The sequence below is a fragment of the Ureibacillus suwonensis genome, assembly GCF_042655065.1.
GTDB lineage: Bacteria > Bacillota > Bacilli > Bacillales_A > Planococcaceae > Ureibacillus > Ureibacillus suwonensis.
Genome location: NZ_JBHSNQ010000048.1, coordinates 159,366 through 179,637, shown reverse-complemented (window position 1 = coordinate 179,637; position 20,272 = coordinate 159,366). Strand labels below are relative to the sequence as shown.

General features: G+C 40.4%; 19 protein-coding genes. All 19 read left to right on the top strand.

Annotated elements, in window-relative coordinates; all coding sequences use genetic code 11:
* Nucleotides 1–32 precede the first annotated feature (32 nt).
* The 19 genes from ACFPOH_RS05265 to ACFPOH_RS05175 all read left to right on the top strand — a co-directional run bounded on the left by ACFPOH_RS05265 (nt 33) and on the right by ACFPOH_RS05175 (nt 20,217).
* The gene (locus ACFPOH_RS05265) at nt 33–290 is read left to right on the top strand and encodes a DUF3243 domain-containing protein (RefSeq protein WP_342469806.1); all 258 of its coding nucleotides are present in this window, start codon (nt 33–35) and stop codon (nt 288–290) included.
* 200 nt (nt 291–490) lie between these two features.
* A complete protein-coding gene (locus ACFPOH_RS05260; protein ID WP_342469805.1) occupies nt 491–1,270 on the top strand; it encodes a DUF3388 domain-containing protein in 780 nt (259 codons plus the stop codon).
* An 18-nt stretch (nt 1,271–1,288) separates the two neighbouring features.
* Complete coding sequence (locus ACFPOH_RS05255; RefSeq protein WP_390308991.1) at nt 1,289–2,194, top strand: helix-turn-helix domain-containing protein; 906 nt, start codon at nt 1,289–1,291, stop codon at nt 2,192–2,194.
* 99 nt (nt 2,195–2,293) lie between these two features.
* Nucleotides 2,294–2,872, top strand: coding sequence for a CDP-diacylglycerol--glycerol-3-phosphate 3-phosphatidyltransferase (gene pgsA, locus ACFPOH_RS05250; RefSeq protein ID WP_342469803.1), 579 nt, complete (start codon nt 2,294–2,296; stop codon nt 2,870–2,872).
* A gap of 13 nt (nt 2,873–2,885) precedes the next feature.
* A complete protein-coding gene (locus ACFPOH_RS05245; RefSeq protein ID WP_390308989.1) occupies nt 2,886–4,139 on the top strand; it encodes a competence/damage-inducible protein A in 1,254 nt (417 codons plus the stop codon).
* Between the two features lie 138 nt (nt 4,140–4,277).
* On the top strand, nt 4,278–5,339 hold the full coding sequence (recA, locus tag ACFPOH_RS05240; protein WP_390308988.1) for a recombinase RecA: 1,062 nt from the start codon (nt 4,278–4,280) through the stop codon (nt 5,337–5,339).
* Nucleotides 5,340–5,793: 454 nt separating this feature from the next.
* A complete protein-coding gene (rny, locus tag ACFPOH_RS05235) occupies nt 5,794–7,347 on the top strand; it encodes a ribonuclease Y (protein WP_342469800.1) in 1,554 nt (517 codons plus the stop codon).
* 201 nt (nt 7,348–7,548) lie between these two features.
* Complete coding sequence (locus ACFPOH_RS05230; protein WP_390308987.1) at nt 7,549–9,219, top strand: S-layer homology domain-containing protein; 1,671 nt, start codon at nt 7,549–7,551, stop codon at nt 9,217–9,219.
* A gap of 128 nt (nt 9,220–9,347) precedes the next feature.
* Nucleotides 9,348–10,028, top strand: coding sequence for a hypothetical protein (locus ACFPOH_RS05225; protein WP_390308985.1), 681 nt, complete (start codon nt 9,348–9,350; stop codon nt 10,026–10,028).
* Between the two features lie 105 nt (nt 10,029–10,133).
* Nucleotides 10,134–10,880 (top strand): YveK family protein, encoded by a 747-nt coding sequence (locus ACFPOH_RS05220; RefSeq protein WP_390308984.1) that lies wholly within the window; start codon nt 10,134–10,136, stop codon nt 10,878–10,880.
* Nucleotides 10,873–11,583: a CpsD/CapB family tyrosine-protein kinase gene (locus ACFPOH_RS05215; RefSeq protein WP_390308983.1), complete on the top strand. Its 711-nt coding sequence runs from the start codon at nt 10,873–10,875 to the stop codon at nt 11,581–11,583. Before ACFPOH_RS05220 ends, ACFPOH_RS05215 begins: the two co-directional genes overlap by 8 nt.
* A gap of 122 nt (nt 11,584–11,705) precedes the next feature.
* Nucleotides 11,706–12,470 carry a tyrosine-protein phosphatase gene (locus ACFPOH_RS05210; protein ID WP_390308982.1) on the top strand — a complete coding sequence of 255 codons (765 nt, stop codon included), beginning with the start codon at nt 11,706–11,708 and terminating at the stop codon, nt 12,468–12,470.
* A gap of 847 nt (nt 12,471–13,317) precedes the next feature.
* Nucleotides 13,318–14,115 carry a TIGR00282 family metallophosphoesterase gene (locus ACFPOH_RS05205; RefSeq protein ID WP_342469794.1) on the top strand — a complete coding sequence of 266 codons (798 nt, stop codon included), beginning with the start codon at nt 13,318–13,320 and terminating at the stop codon, nt 14,113–14,115.
* A gap of 158 nt (nt 14,116–14,273) precedes the next feature.
* Complete coding sequence (locus ACFPOH_RS05200) at nt 14,274–14,540, top strand: stage V sporulation protein S (RefSeq protein WP_342469793.1); 267 nt, start codon at nt 14,274–14,276, stop codon at nt 14,538–14,540.
* A gap of 305 nt (nt 14,541–14,845) precedes the next feature.
* On the top strand, nt 14,846–16,585 hold the full coding sequence (locus tag ACFPOH_RS05195; RefSeq protein ID WP_390308981.1) for a 2-oxoacid:acceptor oxidoreductase subunit alpha: 1,740 nt from the start codon (nt 14,846–14,848) through the stop codon (nt 16,583–16,585).
* Nucleotides 16,585–17,451 carry a 2-oxoacid:ferredoxin oxidoreductase subunit beta gene (locus tag ACFPOH_RS05190; protein WP_342469791.1) on the top strand — a complete coding sequence of 289 codons (867 nt, stop codon included), beginning with the start codon at nt 16,585–16,587 and terminating at the stop codon, nt 17,449–17,451. Before ACFPOH_RS05195 ends, ACFPOH_RS05190 begins: the two co-directional genes overlap by 1 nt.
* Before the next feature lie 314 nt (nt 17,452–17,765).
* Nucleotides 17,766–18,122, top strand: coding sequence for a hypothetical protein (locus ACFPOH_RS05185; protein WP_342469790.1), 357 nt, complete (start codon nt 17,766–17,768; stop codon nt 18,120–18,122).
* A gap of 116 nt (nt 18,123–18,238) precedes the next feature.
* A complete protein-coding gene (gene miaB, locus ACFPOH_RS05180) occupies nt 18,239–19,780 on the top strand; it encodes a tRNA (N6-isopentenyl adenosine(37)-C2)-methylthiotransferase MiaB (RefSeq protein ID WP_342469789.1) in 1,542 nt (513 codons plus the stop codon).
* A complete protein-coding gene (locus ACFPOH_RS05175) occupies nt 19,780–20,217 on the top strand; it encodes a YlbF/YmcA family competence regulator (RefSeq protein ID WP_342469788.1) in 438 nt (145 codons plus the stop codon). The genes miaB and ACFPOH_RS05175 overlap by 1 nt, the downstream gene beginning before the upstream one ends.
* The last annotated feature ends 55 nt before the right edge of the window (nt 20,218–20,272 follow it).

Below are 20,272 nucleotides of genomic sequence, written 5' to 3'. Positions count from 1 at the left end.
GACCATACTAATGTCGAAAAGGAGGAGAGAATATGGAAATATTACAAAACTGGGAAAAATGGAAATCATTCTTGGGAAAACAAGTTGAAAATGCAAAAAATATGGGATTATCCAGCAACACAATTGAAAAAACGGCTGTACAAATCGGCGAGTATTTGGCAAAAAATGTGGACCCGAAAAATGAGCAGGAGCGGGTTCTGGCTGATTTATGGTCAGTGGCTGATGAAAAGGAAAAGCAAGCACTGGCAAGCTGTGTCATGAAATTGGTGCAAGACAAAAAAGTTAACTGATGCTCTATTTTTGAAAAAGGAAAAGGGGGATTTTCCTCCTTTTTCTTCATTCAAATTGAACTTAATGTAAAATAAAGCATAATTTTGTCCGATTTTGGCACAATTTTGTCGCATTGTAAACTTTTCAATACATACAAAATCCGCTATGATGAAACTTGTAGGTAATCAATTTCGTTTCTATTGCAAGGGGACGGTTGTGGATGGGTGAATGGTACTTCGAATATGAAATTCAAGTAAATCGTCCAGGTTTATTAGGGGATATCGCCTCATTGCTTGGTATGCTGAAAGTGAATATCGTAACGATTAATGGTGTTGACGAAGGGCGTCGAGGTTTGTTGTTAAAAGCCGAAAACGAAGAATCCATCAAACGGTTTCAATCCATTGTCAATACGATTGATGATATCCGCGTCACAAAATTCCGGGAGCCGAAACTTCGCGACCGTTTGGCAGTTCGCCACGGTCAATATATTGAAAAAGACGCAGATGAAAAAAATACATTCCGTTTTGTACGGGATGAACTGGGCATATTGGTCGACTTTATGGCTGAATTGTTCAAAACCGATGGACATAAGTTGATCGGCATCCGCGGAATGCCCCGGGTGGGGAAAACGGAATCCATTGTTGCCGCAAGCGTCTGTGCCAATAAAAAATGGATATTTTTATCCTCCACAATGATTAAGCAAACGGTTCGAAAACAACTGATAGGGGATGAATTTAATACAAATAATATATTTATCCTCGATGGCGTTGTCACTAGAATGTCGACAGATGAAAGGCATTTGCGGCTTGTTCGGGAAGTGATGAAAATGCCCAGCGTAAAGGTGATTGAACATCCCGACATTTTTGTGAAACATTCCGAATACTCCATTGAAGATTTTGACTATATTATTGAATTGCGGCATCATCCGGACGAAGAAATAGTTTATGATGCGATTGTAAAAAATGACACTTTTGCAAACGATGACTTTTTCTCATTTTAATAATATTAGATAAAGTAGGTGTTATGGTTGACAGAGCTTGGAACTCGCCTAAAGGAAGCGAGATTATCTAAAGGTTACAGTTTAGATGACTTGCAAGAAATAACTAAAATTCAAAAGCGATATTTGATCGGCATTGAAGAAGGAAATTATTCCATCATGCCTGGAACCTTCTATGTCCGTGCGTTTATTAAACAATATGCGGAAGCGGTTGGCCTGGATCCGGAAGAAATTTTCGAGCAATATAAAGATGAAATTCCGAGTCATCAAACAGAGGAAGTTGCCCAATCATTCTCCCAAAGTCCAACACGGAAAAGATTAAAAACCGCATCTCCAAATAAATTGATGGAAAATTTGCCGAAATATGTCGTCGCTTTATTCATTATCATTATTATTGCTGTTCTTTGGTTCTTTTTCTCCCAAAGACCTTCTACCGAAGATGAATCCGTGACGGAGAATGGCGATTCATTTGAATACGAACAAACGGAAGTTAAAACACCTCCTGCAAAAGATAATGAGGAAAAAGGAAAAGAGGAAAATTCTGACAAACAACCGACAACAGAAGCGGATGAGGAAGAGCAAAAAGATGATGAAAAAACAGCTCAAGTGATTTCCGAGGGAGAAGTGCAGCCAGATGGGGTATCAACGGTCTATAAATTGTCCGGAACTGACAAAATGCTCATCCGTGTGGAAGTATTGGGTGATACATGGGTAAGCATTCGTGACGCGAATGGAAACGAACAGGTGGAAGATCGCATATATAAACAGGGCGAAGTGGTGGAACATGATTCCACAGCGAACGGTTATGCCCGCATTCGACTTGGTTTCTCCAATAATGCAAAAGTTTATGTAAACGGTGAAGAAATCAAGTACGTTCAAGACTTAAGTGCGCAAAATATCATTATTCAATTCAGCGAGGAACAGTAGTCATCTAATGAAGATGACTATTTTCTTTCGCCCAAAAGTTGTATAGTAAATAATGGGATGTACCAATATTTTCTTTCTGATGAAAGGTTGTAGAGAACGATGAATTTACCAAATAAAATAACCGTTTCCCGCATTTTATTGATTCCGATTTTTGTGATTGTGATGATGTTTGATTTTAATTGGGGAACAATGGAATTATTTGGGGCGGAAATGCCTGTCCACCATTTTGTAGGTGCACTGATTTTTATAGTTGCATCATGCACTGATTGGATCGATGGACATTTTGCCCGGAAATATAATCTGGTCACAAATTTGGGAAAATTTTTGGATCCTCTTGCAGATAAACTGTTAGTGACTTCCGCATTCATCCTGTTGGTGGAACTTGGACTAGCTCCAGGATGGGTGGTTATTGTCATTTTAAGCCGTGAATTTGCCGTTACCGGTTTGCGTTCCATTTTGGCCGGGGAAGGAAAAATTGTCGCCGCCAGCAAATTGGGAAAAATCAAAACATGGACGCAAATCGTTGCCATCGTTGCTTTGCTTTTGCACAATACTATTTTTGCACTGTTCGGCATACCATTTGATGACATCATGCTTTACGTAGCATTATTCTTTACCATTTGGTCCGGATGGGATTACTTCTATTTGAACAGACATGTTTTTGTCAATTCCAAATAAGTGAGGGAAAAAGATGAATGCCGAAATAATTGCCGTGGGCTCCGAATTGCTTTTAGGTCAAATTGCGAATACGAATGCGAAATTTATTTCCGCCCAATTATCCGAAATAGGCATTAATGTTTATTTTCATTCTGTGATTGGCGATAATGGGGGAAGATTGAAAAAAGCGATTGAAATTGCTGAATCCCGCGCTGATTTGATCATTTTTTCCGGCGGATTAGGACCGACGAAGGATGATTTGACAAAGGAAACGCTTGCCGAGCATTTGAAAGTGCCGCTTGTGTATGATGAAAATGCGTTGGCGACCATTGAATCATTTTTTAAAAACCAAGGCCGGACAATGACGGAGAATAATAAAAAACAAGCCCTGGTTTTGCAGGGAAGTGAAGTGTTGCCGAATCATCACGGCCTTGCTCCCGGCATGATGCTTCAAAAGGATGGACGGACTTACATATTGTTGCCTGGTCCGCCAAAGGAACTGGAGCCGATGTTTCAATTTGAAGCAAAGCCGCGGCTTGCTTCCCTCATCAGCAAAGGCGGGGTAATTCTTTCCCATGTTCTCCGGTTTTATGGTATCGGAGAAGCGGAGTTGGAAACGGAAATTCAACATATTTTGGATGCCCAAGCAAATCCGACGATCGCCCCGCTCGCCTCTGACGGAGAAGTGATGCTGCGCATTACGGCAAAAGCGGATTCAAAAGAAGAGGCATGGAAATTAATTGATGAAGAGAAACAGGAAATTTTATCGATTATCGGAAAATACAACTATGGTACAGACGATGATACGTTGGCTTCAAAAACGGTTGAAATGCTGCTTCATCACAAATTGACCATTTCAGCAGCGGAAAGTTTGACGGCCGGGCTATTCCAATCGGAACTGGCGGAAATCCCGGGTGTCAGTGGAGCCCTTGTTGGAGGAATGGTCACTTATACGAAAGAAGCAAAAATCAACCAGTTGGGCATACCAAAAGAATTGCTGGATCAACATGGCATCGTCAGCAGCGAATGTGCCGCAAGTATGGCGAAAAATGTCCGTGAAAAATTCGGCACGGATATCGGGGTTGGATTGACCGGTGCTGCCGGTCCGGAGCCTCACGATGGAGAACCGGCAGGAACGGTTTGGATCGGCATTGCCATTGGGGATGATGTGGTGACGAAAAAACTCCGGCTTTCTGGCCTCCGAAATACAAACCGGTTACGCGCGGTAAAATATACGTTCAGTTATTTGATCCGATTGCTTGAGGAAAAAGGGTATAAAAAAGTGTGAAAAATAAAATTTGAGCCTGAAAATGGGCTCAAATTTTATTTTTACGAAAATACGTTCGCTTTTTTATTGATTATTTCTCAAAAAAGAAGTATAGTAGAAACAGAACAATACAGATACGTTTTTTAAGGAGGAAATGTTTTGAGTGATCGTAAAGCTGCCTTAGAAATGGCGTTAAAACAAATTGAAAAGCAATTCGGCAAAGGCTCCATCATGAAGCTTGGCGAAAAAACAGACCTGCAAATTTCCACAGTTCCAAGCGGTTCATTGGCCCTTGATGCAGCTCTGGGGGTTGGCGGATATCCTAGAGGCCGAATTATCGAAATTTATGGTCCTGAATCATCCGGTAAGACAACGGTGGCATTGCACGCGATTGCGGAAGTGCAAGCCCAAGGCGGACAAGCGGCATTTATCGATGCAGAACACGCGTTAGACCCAATTTATGCCCAAAAATTGGGCGTCAACATTGATGAATTGATTCTTTCCCAACCAGATACAGGAGAGCAGGCATTGGAAATCGCTGAGGCGTTGGTGCGAAGCGGCGCCATTGATATCATCGTCATCGACTCTGTGGCGGCATTGGTGCCGAAAGCGGAAATTGAAGGCGAGATGGGCGACTCTCACATGGGATTACAAGCCCGCCTCATGTCCCAAGCTTTACGAAAATTGTCAGGGGTTATCAATAAATCCAATACGATTTGCATTTTCATCAACCAAGTGCGCGACAAAATCGGTGTCATGTTTGGAAATCCGGAAACAACACCTGGTGGCCGCGCTTTAAAATTCTATTCTTCCATCCGTTTGGAAGTCCGCCGTGCGGAAACAATTAAGCAAGGCAGTGAAATGGTGGGAAATAAAACAAAAATTAAAGTGGTAAAAAATAAAGTTGCCCCTCCATTCCGAACAGCTGAAGTGGATATTATGTTTGGTGAAGGCATTTCCAAAGAAGGCGAAATAGTGGATATCGGTGTGGAATTGGACATCATTCAAAAGAGCGGTTCCTGGTATTCCTATAACGATGAACGAATCGGCCAAGGACGGGAAAATGCGAAACAATTCTTGAGAGCAAATCCGGAAATCCGGGATGAAATTGCAGAAAAAATCCGTGAATCTTTTGGCATGGCATCAAACACATATATGATCGCTGCCCATGACGACGATGAAGAAGTGGCGGAAGAATTGCCATTATTTGACGAAGAATAAGGGATTGCTTTTTAAAGAGCGAATCAGAGGACGACGATAATCTGATTCGCTTTTTTATTGTAGACGGAGCTTAATAGATTTTTTGACCCTTAAAAATGATCCGAAGCCGCCTTTTCCATTATTATATGTATAAAAATAATCAAATAATGGAAAAATGGTAAAAGAAAGTTTTCGTAAAGGAAACCATAAACTTCTTGATCCTTTTTACACCAATGTTTTTATATTGAAAAAATACCAATAATTATCGTATTTTATTATCCTGAAAAAAGGAAGCAACAATCAAAATCAAATGCCATCAGCAGTGGCAATCCTTGACAGAGAAAACTCCGAACTATACAATTAGACTGTATAATTTTTTTCAATGATAAAATGAAATAGGCAATATGTTGAGAATTGTTATCAATATATGAGCCGACTGAAATTGCATGTGATAATAGCAAGAGGAGGTGTTCGTATGGAATACATGATCTCCGCTTTGCTTGGGCTCATCGTCGGTGCCGCTGTTATCTATTTCTATATGAAAAAAGTGAATGAATCGAAAGTAAATGGTGCGAAACACTCAGCTGAGCTCATTATAGATGAAGCGAAGCGAGAAGCGGAAGCGCTGAAAAAAGAAGCACTATTGGAAGCGAAAGATGAAACTCACAAACTTCGGACTGAAGCTGAAAAGGAAATTCGTGAAAGACGTGCTGAGCTTCAGAAACAAGAAAACCGGTTATTGCAAAAGGAAGAAAATCTTGATCGCAAGGATGATGCTCTAAATAAGAGAGAAGCAAGTCTAGAGAGAAAAGAAGAGGCTCTAGCCGAAAGACAACAGCATATTGAAGAAATGGAAAGTAAAGTGGAAGAGCTCGTAAAAAAGCAGGAGTCAGAGTTGGAACGAATTGCTTCTTTATCTAAAGAAGAAGCAAGAGAGTTCATTTTGAAACAAGTAGAGCAGGAACTTTCAACGGAAATTGCGATGATGATCAAAGAAGCTGAAACCCGTGCGAAAGAAGAGTCTGACAAAAAAGCGAAAGAAATTTTGGCATTGGCTATGCAACGATTTGCGGCCGATTATGTGGCGGAAACGACTGTATCGGTTGTCAACTTGCCGAATGACGAAATGAAAGGACGAATCATTGGCCGTGAAGGACGGAATATTCGTACCCTTGAAACGCTTACTGGTGTGGATTTGATTATTGATGATACGCCGGAAGCGGTTATTTTATCAGGTTTTGACCCGATTCGTCGCGAAACGGCCCGTCTTGCCCTTGAAAAACTGGTGCAAGATGGACGAATCCATCCGGCACGGATTGAAGAAATGGTTGAAAAATCACGCCGGGAAATGGATGAACATATCCGTGAAACGGGAGAGCTTACAACTTTCGAAGTCGGCGTCCATAATTTGCACCCAGACTTGATCAAAATTTTGGGCCGCATGAAATATCGGACAAGCTATGGCCAAAACGTATTGAAACATTCCATCGAAGTGGCCCATTTGGCAGGGCTGATGGCTGCTGAATTGGGCGAGGATGTGGCGCTTGCGAAGCGTGCTGGATTGTTGCACGATATCGGAAAAGCCATCGATCATGAAGTGGAAGGAAGCCACGTGGAAATCGGTGTTGAACTTGCAACGAAATACAATGAACACCCAGTTGTAATTAATAGTATCGCTTCCCACCATGGTGATGTGGAACCAACGAGTGTGATTGCTGTCATTGTGGCGGCGGCAGATGCCCTTTCAGCTGCCCGTCCTGGTGCTCGTAGTGAAACACTAGAAAACTACATTCGCCGATTGGAGAAACTTGAAGAAATTTCAGAATCCTATGAAGGTGTGGAAAAATCCTATGCCATTCAGGCAGGCCGGGAAATCCGGATCATTGTACAACCTGAAAAAATTGATGACTTACAAGCACATCGACTTGCCAGAGATATCCGTAAACAAATTGAGGAAGAACTCAACTATCCAGGTCACATCAAAGTGACGGTTATTCGGGAAACTCGTGCAGTAGAATATGCGAAGTAAAACCATCCCTCTTTTGACGGTAGTCAAAGGAGGGTAATTTTTTTATTTACCAACTTTAAAATCTAGTTATTTTGTTGGGGAGATTCATAGTAAATTAAAATAATGTTAAAAAACTATTAAATATACTGTTCTAATTGTGTTATAATGATTGATAAAGATTGAAATTTGAAAAAATATGTAAACAGGAGGAAAAAGTGGATAATGAGAAATAAGAAGCTATATAACATTGCGCTAGCCGCAACAATGACGACAGCAGCAGTAGTTGCTATTGCACCAGCTCAAGCGGATGCAGCAAAGTCATTTTCGGATTTGACACCGGCGAACGTACATTATGACAATGTAATGAATTTGGTGGAACGTGGAGTGATTACTGGATATCCGGACGGAACTTTCAAACCGAATCAGTCAATCAGCCGTGCTCATGCAGCAAAAATTATCGCAAAAGCTTTAGGCTTGGATACGAAAAATGTGAAAAACCCAAATTTCAAAGATATTCCAACAAATTATGCTTACTATGGTGAAATTGCCGCTTTGGCAAATGCGGGCATCATCAACGGTTATCCGGATGGCACATTCAAACCGAATGCAACACTGACTCGCGGACAAATGGCAAAAATCATTGCAAGAGCATTTGAATTGACAGGGAATGCAAACAATCTTCCTTTCAAAGATATTGCAAATTCTGAATATAAAGAATATATTGCCGCGCTTTATGCAAATAAGGTGACAACTGGGACAACCCCTACTACATACTCACCTGTAAATCCGGTAACACGCGGCCAATTGGCTTCCTTTGTTGTTCGCGCTGAAGAAGCAAAAGGAACAGTGGTGGAAACAGTCGCTGAAATCAAAGACGGCAAATTGGTCACTAAAAATGGTACGTTCGAAATTACAGGAGAACTTGCAAAAGTATTTAATGCAAACAACGCTGCCGCATTAAAAGATGCAAAAGTTGAACTGATTGTGGAAGATCTTCAAGCGGCAAAAGTGGCTTCATTGGGCAACGTAGTGGCAGCAAGAACTGGTAAAGTTGTTGGCATCAAAGCATTGACTTTGGTGGCTCCAAACACTTCCTTCAATGCAGGCGGATATCCAATTCCAAATGTATCGATCACTGCCGGCGGAGTGCAAGTGGAAAACTTAGTGGTTGATGAGTTGACGGTAGCTGACGATCTTCAAGTAACATTAAAGTCAGTGGAAGTAAAAGAATTGAAAGTGTCTGAAGGAACAAAATTGACATTGGATCCAAATTCAAAAATTGAAAAATTGGTTCTTCCAGATGGCAAAAAACCTAGTGATGTGATTGCAAACTATGACCAAGTAAAAGATAACATTAAAGAAACTGTAGATGAATCAGGTAATACTGTAGAAGAAACACCTGCCCCAGTTCCTGGAGGCGGCGGTGGAGGTGGAGGCGGTTCACAAGCCGTACTACCGCAAATTGGTAAGTTTAAAAGTATTTCTGATTCGAAGATCGAATTTACTTTAGATAGTGACAAAACGTTTTCTGAAGTAATTACATTATTAGGTAATACTTCAAGTATTCAATTAGCGTCTGAATTAAAGGCATTTATTAATAATAATAGTAGCGAAATTGGTGCTACTTTTGACGAAATTGATAGTATAACTGTAAAAAGAGGTTCTGATAATATTATTGCAGAATATAAAAAGAATGATGACATTAATTCGATCAGTAAATTGAGTAAATTGATTGAAGATGTTATTGTCCATGTAAAGGAAAGGGTTGCTTATTGGAACCTAGAAAGTAAAAATGTAAGTGAATATGCAGCTACATTGGCGCTTGGTTTGACTGTCGAAATTAAATTTAATAATGACTCAACCCCAAGTAAATTTAACATTCATTTACAATAATATAACTATTGCCACCACCTTAATAATCTATTATTCTAAATAAAGCAATATCAAATTCCCCAGAACACGGGTGTTCTGGGGAATTTGATTGGACAAGAATTACAGCAAGGCAGGAAAAGGAGTATTTTATGAAGCGAGTATGGAAATACATATTGCTTGTATTTGTGTTGTTGGTCGTTAGTATCGGTGGATATGGTATATATATATTCAAATTCAAAGAATATGATGTAGCCGATCCGGAGGTTGAGGAAATTATTGAAGATCCGTATGTCATCACTTTACCGGACGGCACCGAAATCGTTGTTGATAAAGAGGGAAATATAATCGAGGAAAGAAAAGATGAGCCGGCTGAAGAGAATTCGGACGGTGCCCAAAATGAAGATACTCAATCCGAGGATCCAACCCCTTCTGAAAATGACCCGAATCAAGTAACAGGAGATTCAGAGCAACAGAGACTCACCGTTTCGGAAATTAAAGAAAAATATATTCCTTCTCTAAAAGAATTGGAAAATCAGGCGAACAGCAATCTCGATGCACTTATTCAAAAAGCGTATGATGAATATTCCGCGAAGAGAGCGAATGGTGAAAGCATAGATATAGGCTATTTTTATAATAAATACATGGGAGCTGCCAATGGACTGGAAGCAAGAACAGATGCCGCTTTCAACGCGCTTATGACCATCATTGAAAATGAATTGGAAGAAAACGGATATAGCAAAGCCCATGCCCAAAGCCTGCGGGATGATTACAATGCAGCCAAAGAAGAGCGCCGCAGCAACTTATTGAAAAAAGCGAAAGAGTATTTATAAATGAATCTTGGTTAAATGAATAATATTTGCCAAATACAAATTTGAAATAACGCGCCCAATGAAAAAGCATTTAAGATATAATATCAAGGGAGGGGTTGAACCGCTGTGGAAGAAACAATCAGCTTATATGATATATTCAAAGTTTTAAAGAAAAGAATCGTATTAATTCTCAGTATCACCATCATTTCAACTTTAGCAGCTGCCATCATCAGCTTTTATGTTTTGACACCGATCTATCAGGCATCAACGCAAATACTAGTGAACCAGAAAACGAGTGATCAGCAAACTCAAATCCAAACTACGGATATCCAAACGAATTTGCAGCTCATTAACACATATAACGTTATTATCAAGAGTCCGGTCATTTTGAGCAAAGTGATCGAAATTCTTGACTTGAATACAACACCATCAGCGCTTTCGAATCAAATCACTGTTTCGAACGCGAATAATTCCCAAGTAGTCAATATCAGCGTGCAGGATGAACAAGCATTTCTTGCGGTGGATATTGCAAACACGGTGGCTCAAGTGTTCCAAGAGGAAGTCAAAGAGTTGATGAACGTGGATAATGTAAACATATTATCCCCTGCGGAATTGCCCGAGAATCCTTCTCCAGTCAAGCCGAACAAAATGTTGAATATGGCGATTGCATTAGTCATTGGATTAATGGTAGGTGTCGGATTGGCTTTCTTGCTTGAATATTTGGATACTACAATTAAAACGGAACATGATGTTGAAGAATTGTTGGGATTACCGATTTTAGGGTTTGTAAGCAAGATAACAGATGCGAACTCCGAAGTTCCTTTAACTGTGAAATCTAAACGAGCAGTTAGGAGAGAAAATGTAAATGTTTAAAAGAAAAAAGAAAAAGAATAATAAAACCATGGCTCGGAAACTGATTGTCGAAACGAATCCAAAGTCCTTCATCTCCGAACAGTTTCGGACAATCCGGACAAACATTAAGTTCTCCATGCCGGATATAGACTTGAAAACGATCGTAATTACATCTGCAGGTGCGGGAGAGGGAAAATCAACGGTTTCCGCAAATATCGCGGCGGTATTTTCCCAAGAAGGGAAGAAAGTGTTGCTGATTGATGGGGATATGCGTAAGCCGACCATCCATTATACATTCCGTTTGAAAAATGTCTTTGGCTTGTCCAGTTTGTTGACAAAGCAATGTGAACTGGAAGAGGCCATTCAGGAAACATACATCGAAGGGCTCTATGCCATCACCAGCGGACCGATTCCGCCTAATCCTGCCGAATTGCTCGCTTCAAAACAAATGGGTTTGATTATGGAAAGTTTAAAAGAAGAATTTGATCTGATTGTTTTTGATGCTCCACCTGTACTATCGGTAACTGATGCACAAATTCTTTCCAACCGGTGCGATGCGACAATTCTCATTGTCAGCTCCGGAGAAACACAAAAGGCAAGCATCGTGAAGGCAAAAGAATTATTGGATATGTCAAAAGCAAATATTATTGGGGTAGTAATCAATAACGCGGTAATCGAAAAAGGGCATTATTATTATTACTATTATTATGGTGCTTCAGAGTAATGGCGGAATGCCTTTACTCTTTTTTTATCTTTGAAATGGGCTGGGAGAATAGGTGTATCAGTCCTTGAAATAATGGAAAGATATGGGTAAATTTAGGATAAAACAAAAAAGTAGGTGGAAAAATGGTGGATATACATAGCCATATACTATACGGAGTGGATGATGGTCCGAAGAACATCCAAGAGTCGATTGAAATGCTTGTAGCAGCCGTTAATGAGGGCATAACCGATATCATTTCGACTTCCCATGCAAGCCATCCCCAATTTGATGTTCCTGCCGATGTGGTCATTGGGCAAATCCGGGAATTGAAGATGAAATTGGATGAACGCCAAGTACCGCTTACGATTCATATTGGCCATGAAGTGCGCATTTCAGAAAAAATCGTTGAACGGTGTGTCTCAAATCAAGTCCATCTTTTGGCAAATTCAAACTATCTATTGCTGGAATTGCCTTCAAGTGGAATCCCGTTATATACAAAAAATATGATCCATGAACTGTTGCGTCATGATATTACACCAATCATCGCCCATCCGGAGCGGAACAAAGCCATTGTGGAAAAACCCGAACGTCTTGAACGATTGATACGTGAAGGGGCTCTGGCACAAATAACAGCCGGAAGTCTGGCAGGTTTTTTTGGGAAAAAGACCCAACAGCTTTCTTTGGATTTGGTCCGAGCGAATCTTGTGCATACTTATGGTTCGGATGCCCATCACGTGACATCCAGACCGTTTTTATTCAACGAAGGTCTTGCGGTGTTGGAAAAAAAGAAAGAACATGATGCAATCGATCTTCTCCTTGAAAATAATGCCCGAATTTTATCCAATGAACCATTGATTATTTATGAACCGGAAGAAATAAGCAAGCGCAAATGGTGGAAAATGTTTTAGTAATATATTTTTACAAACGTTAAATATTATATAGTAATATTATTGTTGAATTGTGATATTATTTGTTGATAATATCGGAAAAGAAACCTGTTCATGAACTCCACTGAATCTAACAAAGTGTATGTGTATAAATAATCTTCGGAATCTTCGAAGATTATTTTTTATATCAATGATGATGAAATAATCAAAAAAATAACAATAATCCGGTGAGTATAATAGTTCTAAAGGTGGTGATGAATCTGTTGATCCAGTATATATTTCATATAGATAATTCTAAAACCCCATAAAGATATTTTTTAAAAAATTTTTTAGTAAATTAGTTGAAAAATATTCATATTTTCCGGAAAGAATAGTAAATTAATAGGTAGATGGGTTTATTTTGGAAACGGGGAGCGGATATCAGATGAAATTGTTTATGCGGTTATATTGCAAATTGGTCAGAAAACATAAATATAGTTATTTCTCTGATGAATGTATTCGTTGTGGAAAATTGAAGCCATCTGCCAGAGTTCGATTGGAAAGTGAAGAATAAATCGGGACGTATTCAAAGTCAAGTTTGATTTCCATAATTTTTGAACTTCTTTCGTCAATAAAGCACTTTTTTTGAAAATATCAAAGGAAACTTTTTTTGCCAGTCCAATCTTTGCTTGCCGATTGACATCCTATTTGGACAAGGGTATACATGCCCTTGTCTTTTTTGTCATGAATGGAGCGCATTATGCAAACAATAAGTATCATTCTTTTTCATAAAAAATCCTTCGAAATCGTCCAAAATAACATTCCATTAGATTTACCGGCGTTAAAATGGTAAAATTGAATAGATTTTATAGAAAGTGTGGTAGTAAGATTGAAGGTACTATTTATCGGTGATATCGTCGGCTCCATTGGTCGGGAAGCGGTAGAAAAATATTTGCCAAGATTAAAGAAAAAATATGAACCGGATGTGGTTATTGCGAACGGAGAAAATGCGGCGGCAGGTCGCGGAATTACTCAAAAAATCTACCAGCAATTACTTCAAATGGGTATTGATGTCATTACAATGGGCAATCATACTTGGGATAATAAGGAAATTTTTGAGTTTATCGATGAAGCCCAATATTTGATTCGACCTGCAAACTTTTCAAAAGAGGCACCGGGGAAGGGTGCCGTTCAAATCACGAAAAACGGCAACATTTTAACGGTAATCAATTTACACGGACGCGTATTTTTGCCTCCCCACGAAGATCCGTTTCGGATGGCGGATGAATTGGTGGAAGAAGCGAGAAAAATCTCCCCTTTAGTATTTATTGATTTTCACGGCGAAGCAACGAGCGAGAAAATTGCTTTTGGATGGTACGTGGATGGAAGGGTATCGGCAGTTGTTGGAACACATACCCATGTTCAAACGGCGGATGCAAGAATATTTCCAGGGGGTACCGCATATATAACTGATGTGGGGATGACAGGACCATATGACGAAATTCTGGGAATGAAAAAAGAAAGCGTCATCTACAAATTCCAAACAAATTTGCCTGCCCGATTCGAAGTGCCAAAATCGGGAAGAGACGTATTCAGCGGCTTTTTCGTGGATATCGACAATGAAACCGGAAAAGCCATTTCCTGCGAAAGGATATACATCAACGATGACTATCCTTTCCAAGGCTGAATCCCAAGTTTTTGCATGATTCCCTTCCAAAATGATTCTATTTTTCTACTATGCTGCATACAATGTGCTACGGACACAAGTTCAAGTCCTTTGAATGAATGCCAGAGAGAAAGATTCATTCAAAATCATTAAAAAAGCAAGTATGGGGAGGAATAAATGTGGATTCATTGAAAGTATCATCTCGCTCAAATCCAAATTCTGTAGCAGGTGCGCTCGTTGCGGTAATTCGTGAGCAAGGATATGCGGAAATGCAGGCTGTAGGTGCAGGTGCTTTGAACCAAGCGGTGAAGGCAGTTGCCATTGCTCGCGGGTTTGTGGCGCCTAGCGGAACAGATTTAGTATGTTCACCAGCCTTTGCGGACATCCAAATTGGCGGAGAAGATCGTACCGCACTAAAACTTGTAGTTGAGAAACGCCAGCGATAAATCATTCAAAGTGGCGATTGGAAGCTTGGCTTCCAAATGGATGAACGGAGAGAAACGGAAACGTTTTTCTCCGTTATTTTTTTTGCTTAATCCTTCGCTTTTGCCCCTTTACTTTTATACATCTTCTTTTTCAAATCAGGCATTCTAATGAAAGGAAAGTCGTTACAAAATATTGAACAAAACTTTTCCGTCAAAGGTCTGAAATTGAAGTTATTGACGGTTTTTCTTATTTCAAGGAAATGGATTCATGTTATATTTAGATAAGAAATAATGTATGCAATTAAATGTTTTAAGGAGATGTTAAAATGTTACATCAGCTTTCGTGGAAAGTCGGTGGGCAACAAGGTGAAGGGATTGAGAGTACTGGCGAAATTTTTGCGATGGCCATGAACCGTTTAGGTTACCATCTGTACGGCTATCGTCATTTTTCTTCCCGCATCAAGGGGGGCCATACAAACAATAAAATTACCGTTCGCCCGACACCGGTTCGTGCAATTGCGGACGATTTGGATATTTTGGTTGCATTCGACCAGGAAACGATTGAAGTCAATTATAAGGAATTGACGGAAGACAGCATCATTTTAGCGGATAGCAAATTTGAGCCTGTAAATCCAGAAGATTCGAAAGCCCCGCTTTTTGCGGTGCCATTTACTGAAATCGCTTCCGAACTGGGCACTTCATTAATGAAAAACATGGTGGCCATTGGATCTACTGCTGCTTTATTGAATTTGCCGATTGAAAACTTCCAGGAAGTTGTCGATGAAATTTTTGGCCGCAAAGGGGAAGAAGTGGTCAAAAAGAACATGGAGGCAATCCGCCGCGGATATGAAGCCACTTGTGAATTGATTGGCGACAAAGTTGGAAAATGGCAATTGGAACCGGCTGACGGCAATCGCCGGTTGTTCATGATCGGAAACGATGCTGTGGCATTGGGAGCAATCGCCGCCGGAGCGCGCTTCATGGCAGCATATCCAATTACGCCGGCTTCTGAAATCATGGAATATTTGATTAAAAAGCTTCCGAAATTTGGCGGTACGGTCATCCAAACGGAAGATGAAATTTCCGCATGTACAATGGCAATCGGTGCGAATTTTGGGGGAGTGCGCTCCTTTACAGCTTCAGCCGGTCCAGGTTTATCCCTCATGATGGAATCCATTGGTTTGTCCGGTATGACAGAGCAGCCCCTTGTCATTGTTGATACGCAGCGGGGCGGACCATCCACAGGGCTTCCGACAAAACAGGAACAATCCGACTTGATGGCGATGCTTTACGGCACCCATGGGGAAATTCCGAAAGTGGTCATTGCTCCTTCCACAATTGAAGAAGCCTTTTACGATACAATCCAAGCATTCAATATTGCGGAAGAATTGCAATTGCCTGTCATTGTGATGACCGATTTGCAATTGTCTTTAGGTAAACAGACGGCCGAACCTTTCGATTACTCAAAAATCGAAATTCGCCGAGGCAAATTGAATCTTGGAGAATTGCCTGAAAAAGATCCGAAAGAAGATTTTAAACGTTTTGAAGTTACAGAGGACGGCGTTTCAACGCGTGTGGTGCCTGGCCAGCTTCACGGAATCCATCACGTGACAGGAAACGAACATGATGAAACCGGAAAACCTGCGGAAGCTCCTGGAAACCGCAAAAATCAAATGGACAAGCGTTTGCGCAAATTAAATTATGTAAACTTTAAAGATCCGATTTATGTGGATGCGCCGCATGAAGAAGCCGATGTATTAATCGTTGGTTTTAACTCAACAAGAGGTGCCATTGAAGAAGTCCGGCCGCAATTGGATGAAGAAGGCATTAAAACAAACCATGTGCATGTACGCTTAATTCATCCATTCCCGGCAAATGAATTGCGGCCTTATGTTGAACGGGCGAAAAAAGTCATCGTGGTGGAAAACAATGCGACCGGGCAACTGGCCAATATCATGAAAATGAACATCGGCGCTCATGATAAAACATTTAATATTACGAAATATGACGGCACTCCATTCTTGCCTCGTGAACTAAAAACTCGTGTAAAGGAGTTGCTTGACTGATGGCAACATTCAAAGATTTCCGTAATAACGTAAAACCTAACTGGTGTCCTGGATGCGGGGACTTCTCAGTACAGGCGGCCATTCAAAGAGCAGCTGCCAACGTTGGTATCGAACCTCATGAATTGGCGGTCATCTCCGGAATCGGCTGTTCCGGAAGAATCAGCGGATATATCAATTCCTATGGATTCCATGGCACACACGGTCGCGCTTTGCCAATCGCCCAAGGCTTGAAAATCGCCAACCGCAATTTGAATGTTATCGCAACAGGCGGGGACGGGGACGGTTACGCCATTGGGATGGCCCATACGGTTCATGCCATTCGCCGAAACATTGATATCACTTATATCGTCATGGATAACCAAATTTACGGTTTGACGAAAGGCCAAACTTCACCGCGTTCCGCATACGGTTTCGTAACGAAGTCAACACCACAAGGGTCAAAAGAGCCTTCGATAAAACCGTTGGAACTCGCTTTATCAGCAGGTGCGTCATTTGTTGCCCAAGGATTTTCATCTGATATCAAAGAATTGACCGCATTGATCGAAGCTGGAATTCAACATAAAGGTTTCTCTTTCATCAACGTATTCAGCCCTTGCGTAACGTACAATAAAGTGAATACGTATGAATGGTTTAAAGAACATTTGACGAAATTGGATGAGATTGAAGGCTACGATCCTCATAACCGTGAACTGGCAATGCAAACTGTGATGGAAAATGAAGGGCTTGTGACGGGAATTGTCTATCAGGATCCAGAATCAGTACCATATGAGGAACAATTGGAAGGTTTCTCGGAAAAACCGCTCGTGGATATGGATTTAAAAATCAGCGAAGATCAATTTAACGAATTGGTGAAAGAATTCATGTAATAAAGTAATTTTCCTGAAAATTTACTTTGTCGGCATTAAGTACCATCCAAACAGAAGAACTGCTGTTGCAGTTTTTTGTGGATGGTACTTCATTGTTTTTATTAAGAAATTTTCCTGGAAAACAAATGTTAATCATTTGCTTTTGATAATAAAAAAACATCATGTAAAATAATGCTTATGAGCGATTTTTTGAAAGATATAAATTATTTGATCACATAATTCTTCCACATTTTTTTATTCGAATTTATTCTCCAAAGAGGGTAATATGGAAGATAAGGACGCAAAATGAATCGAACGAAATCGGGGTCTTTCCATTGAATAATGTCATTGATTTCTTCTCCTTCAAAAAGAAAAAACAAGAGGAACAAATTGCCAAGCTGTTTCAAAAAGCAAATTCTTTTCAAAATCGGGAACAAATTGATAAGCTGATAGATGAAAAAAAATTGACTGTGGAAGATCACAAAAATTTTCTCGCCTTTTTGGCGTATTCAAAGGAAAAAAAGATTGAACCGACAGAGCTTTTTACTGCGGTGTTAAAGATGTCAAAACATCAATTTGAACTGCGTTATGAAATGAATTGGCATGCGGCCGTTCAAAATTGCTTAACCTTTTTGACCATTTTAAAAGAAAGGGATCAGGAGCAATATGAACAGTTTTTGAAAGAACAATAAATATGTCAAAAAGAGCATAATTGTATGGTTCTTATTGTCCTGATATAGAACTATTCGTTATAATATTAAAATGGGATTCCTCTATGAATCCGGTAGAAAGGAGTCATTCATAATCAATGAACGAAGAACAACGTCTAGCGAATAATCAGACAACACAGCCTAAACCGCAAAAAACGGAAAAAGACTATAGCAAATATTTTGAACGGGTAATTACCGCTCCTTCTTTGAAAGATGCGAAAAAACGCGGAAAAGAAGAAGTGAAATATTATAAAGATTTTAAAATTCCCGAAGAATTCCGGGGAATGGGGGATGGCCGCAAATTCTATATCCGCACTTACGGTTGCCAAATGAATGAGCACGATTCGGAAGTCATGGCCGGCATTTTCATTCAACTTGGCTATGAGCCGACAGATACTGTAGAGGATGCGGATGTCGTTCTATTAAATACATGCGCCATTCGTGAAAATGCGGAAAACAAAGTATTTGGTGAACTGGGACTTTTGGCGAAATACAAGCGTGAAAGACCGGATATGCTTCTTGGCGTATGCGGATGCATGTCCCAGGAAGAATCCGTTGTCAATAAAATTTTGACGCAATATCAACATGTGGACATGGTGTTCGGTACCCATAACATCCACCGTTTGCCATACATTTTAAAAGAAGCCTATATGTCCAAAGAAATGGTGATTGAAGTTTGGTCCAAAGAAGGGGACGTTATTGAAAACCTTCCAAAAGCCCGCCAAGGTTCCATCAAAGCTTGGGTAAACATTATGTACGGTTGCGATAAATTCTGCACATACTGCATCGTTCCATATACTCGCGGAAAAGAGCGCAGCAGAAGACCGGATGAAATCATCCAGGAAGTAAGGGAACTTGCGGCACAAGGGTATAAAGAAATCATGCTTCTTGGCCAAAACGTGAATGCTTATGGCAAAGATTTCACGGATATCAACTATCGTCTCGGCGATTTAATGGATGAATTGCGTAAAATTGATATTCCGCGCATCCGTTTCACAACGAGCCACCCTCGCGACTTCGACGATCATTTGATCGAAGTGTTGGCGAAAGGTGGAAACCTGGTGGAACACATCCACTTGCCTGTTCAATCAGGTTCCAATGAAATTTTGAAAATCATGGCCCGTAAATATACGAGAGAACAATTCTTGGAGCTTGTCCGGAAAATCAAAGCCGCCATTCCAAATGTGGCGTTGACGACAGATATCATTGTCGGCTATCCGAATGAAACGGAAGAGCAATTCCAGGAAACGCTTGATTTATATCGTGAAGTAGGATTTGAATCAGCGTTCACTTACATTTATTCACCTCGTGAAGGAACACCGGCTGCAAAAATGAAAGACAATGTTCCATTGGAAGTGAAAAAAGACCGCTTATATCGATTGAATCAGGTTGTGGAGGAATTCTCCAGAGCCGCATTGAAAAAATACGAAAACCAAATTGTTGAAGTGCTTGTTGAAGGTGAAAGCAAAAAACGCAGTGATGTATTGGCTGGCTATACACGCAGAAATAAATTGGTCAACTTCGAAGGGCCAAAAGAATTGATTGGCCAGTTGGTGAAAGTGAAAATCACGAAAGCAAGTTCCTACTCACTCCGCGGTGAATTCGTGGAAGTAGTAAAACGGGATGAGGTGAATGTATAATGTCAACTAAACTTTATACAAAAGATGAAATCGTTGAAAAAGCAAAAGAAATTGCCCACATGATTGCCCAAACAGAAGAAGTGGAGTTTTTCAAAAAAGCGGAAGCACAAATCAATGAAAACCAAGTTGTCCGTGAAAAACTTGCCAGCTTGAAATCCCTTCAAAAGCAGGCGGTGAACTTCCAACATTTAGGGAAGGAAAAGGCGTTAAAATTGGTTGAGAAAAAAATCGAAGAAATCGAAAAAGAAATCGATGAAATCCCGGTTGTGCAGCAATTCAAACAATCCCAGTTGGAAGTGAACGATTTGCTGCAATTGGTATCCAATGCCATCGCGACGACGGTGACGAACGATATCATCGAATCAACAGGCGGCAATTTGCTGACAGGCGAAACAGGATCAAAAGTGAAATACTCCAGCCCTGGCAGCTGCTCTTAATGAAAGCTACGAGGAAAATCAAGCATGATTTTCCTGTAGCTTTTTCTTTTCCCCG

Bases quoted from the DNA above. Each gene is read 5' to 3' on its own strand.
- ACFPOH_RS05265 (WP_342469806.1), top strand. From the start codon at position 33: ATGGAAATATTACAAAACTGGGAAAAATGGAAATCATTCTTGGGAAAA.
- ACFPOH_RS05260 (WP_342469805.1), top strand. From the start codon at position 491: ATGGGTGAATGGTACTTCGAATATGAAATTCAAGTAAATCGTCCAGGT.
- pgsA (WP_342469803.1), top strand. From the start codon at position 2,294: ATGAATTTACCAAATAAAATAACCGTTTCCCGCATTTTATTGATTCCG.
- ACFPOH_RS05245 (WP_390308989.1), top strand. From the start codon at position 2,886: ATGAATGCCGAAATAATTGCCGTGGGCTCCGAATTGCTTTTAGGTCAA.
- rny (WP_342469800.1), top strand. From the start codon at position 5,794: ATGGAATACATGATCTCCGCTTTGCTTGGGCTCATCGTCGGTGCCGCT.
- ACFPOH_RS05230 (WP_390308987.1), top strand. From the start codon at position 7,549: ATGAGAAATAAGAAGCTATATAACATTGCGCTAGCCGCAACAATGACG.
- ACFPOH_RS05225 (WP_390308985.1), top strand. From the start codon at position 9,348: ATGAAGCGAGTATGGAAATACATATTGCTTGTATTTGTGTTGTTGGTC.
- ACFPOH_RS05215 (WP_390308983.1), top strand. From the start codon at position 10,873: ATGTTTAAAAGAAAAAAGAAAAAGAATAATAAAACCATGGCTCGGAAA.
- ACFPOH_RS05210 (WP_390308982.1), top strand. From the start codon at position 11,706: ATGGTGGATATACATAGCCATATACTATACGGAGTGGATGATGGTCCG.
- ACFPOH_RS05195 (WP_390308981.1), top strand. From the start codon at position 14,846: ATGTTACATCAGCTTTCGTGGAAAGTCGGTGGGCAACAAGGTGAAGGG.
- ACFPOH_RS05190 (WP_342469791.1), top strand. From the start codon at position 16,585: ATGGCAACATTCAAAGATTTCCGTAATAACGTAAAACCTAACTGGTGT.
- miaB (WP_342469789.1), top strand. From the start codon at position 18,239: ATGAACGAAGAACAACGTCTAGCGAATAATCAGACAACACAGCCTAAA.
- ACFPOH_RS05175 (WP_342469788.1), top strand. From the start codon at position 19,780: ATGTCAACTAAACTTTATACAAAAGATGAAATCGTTGAAAAAGCAAAA.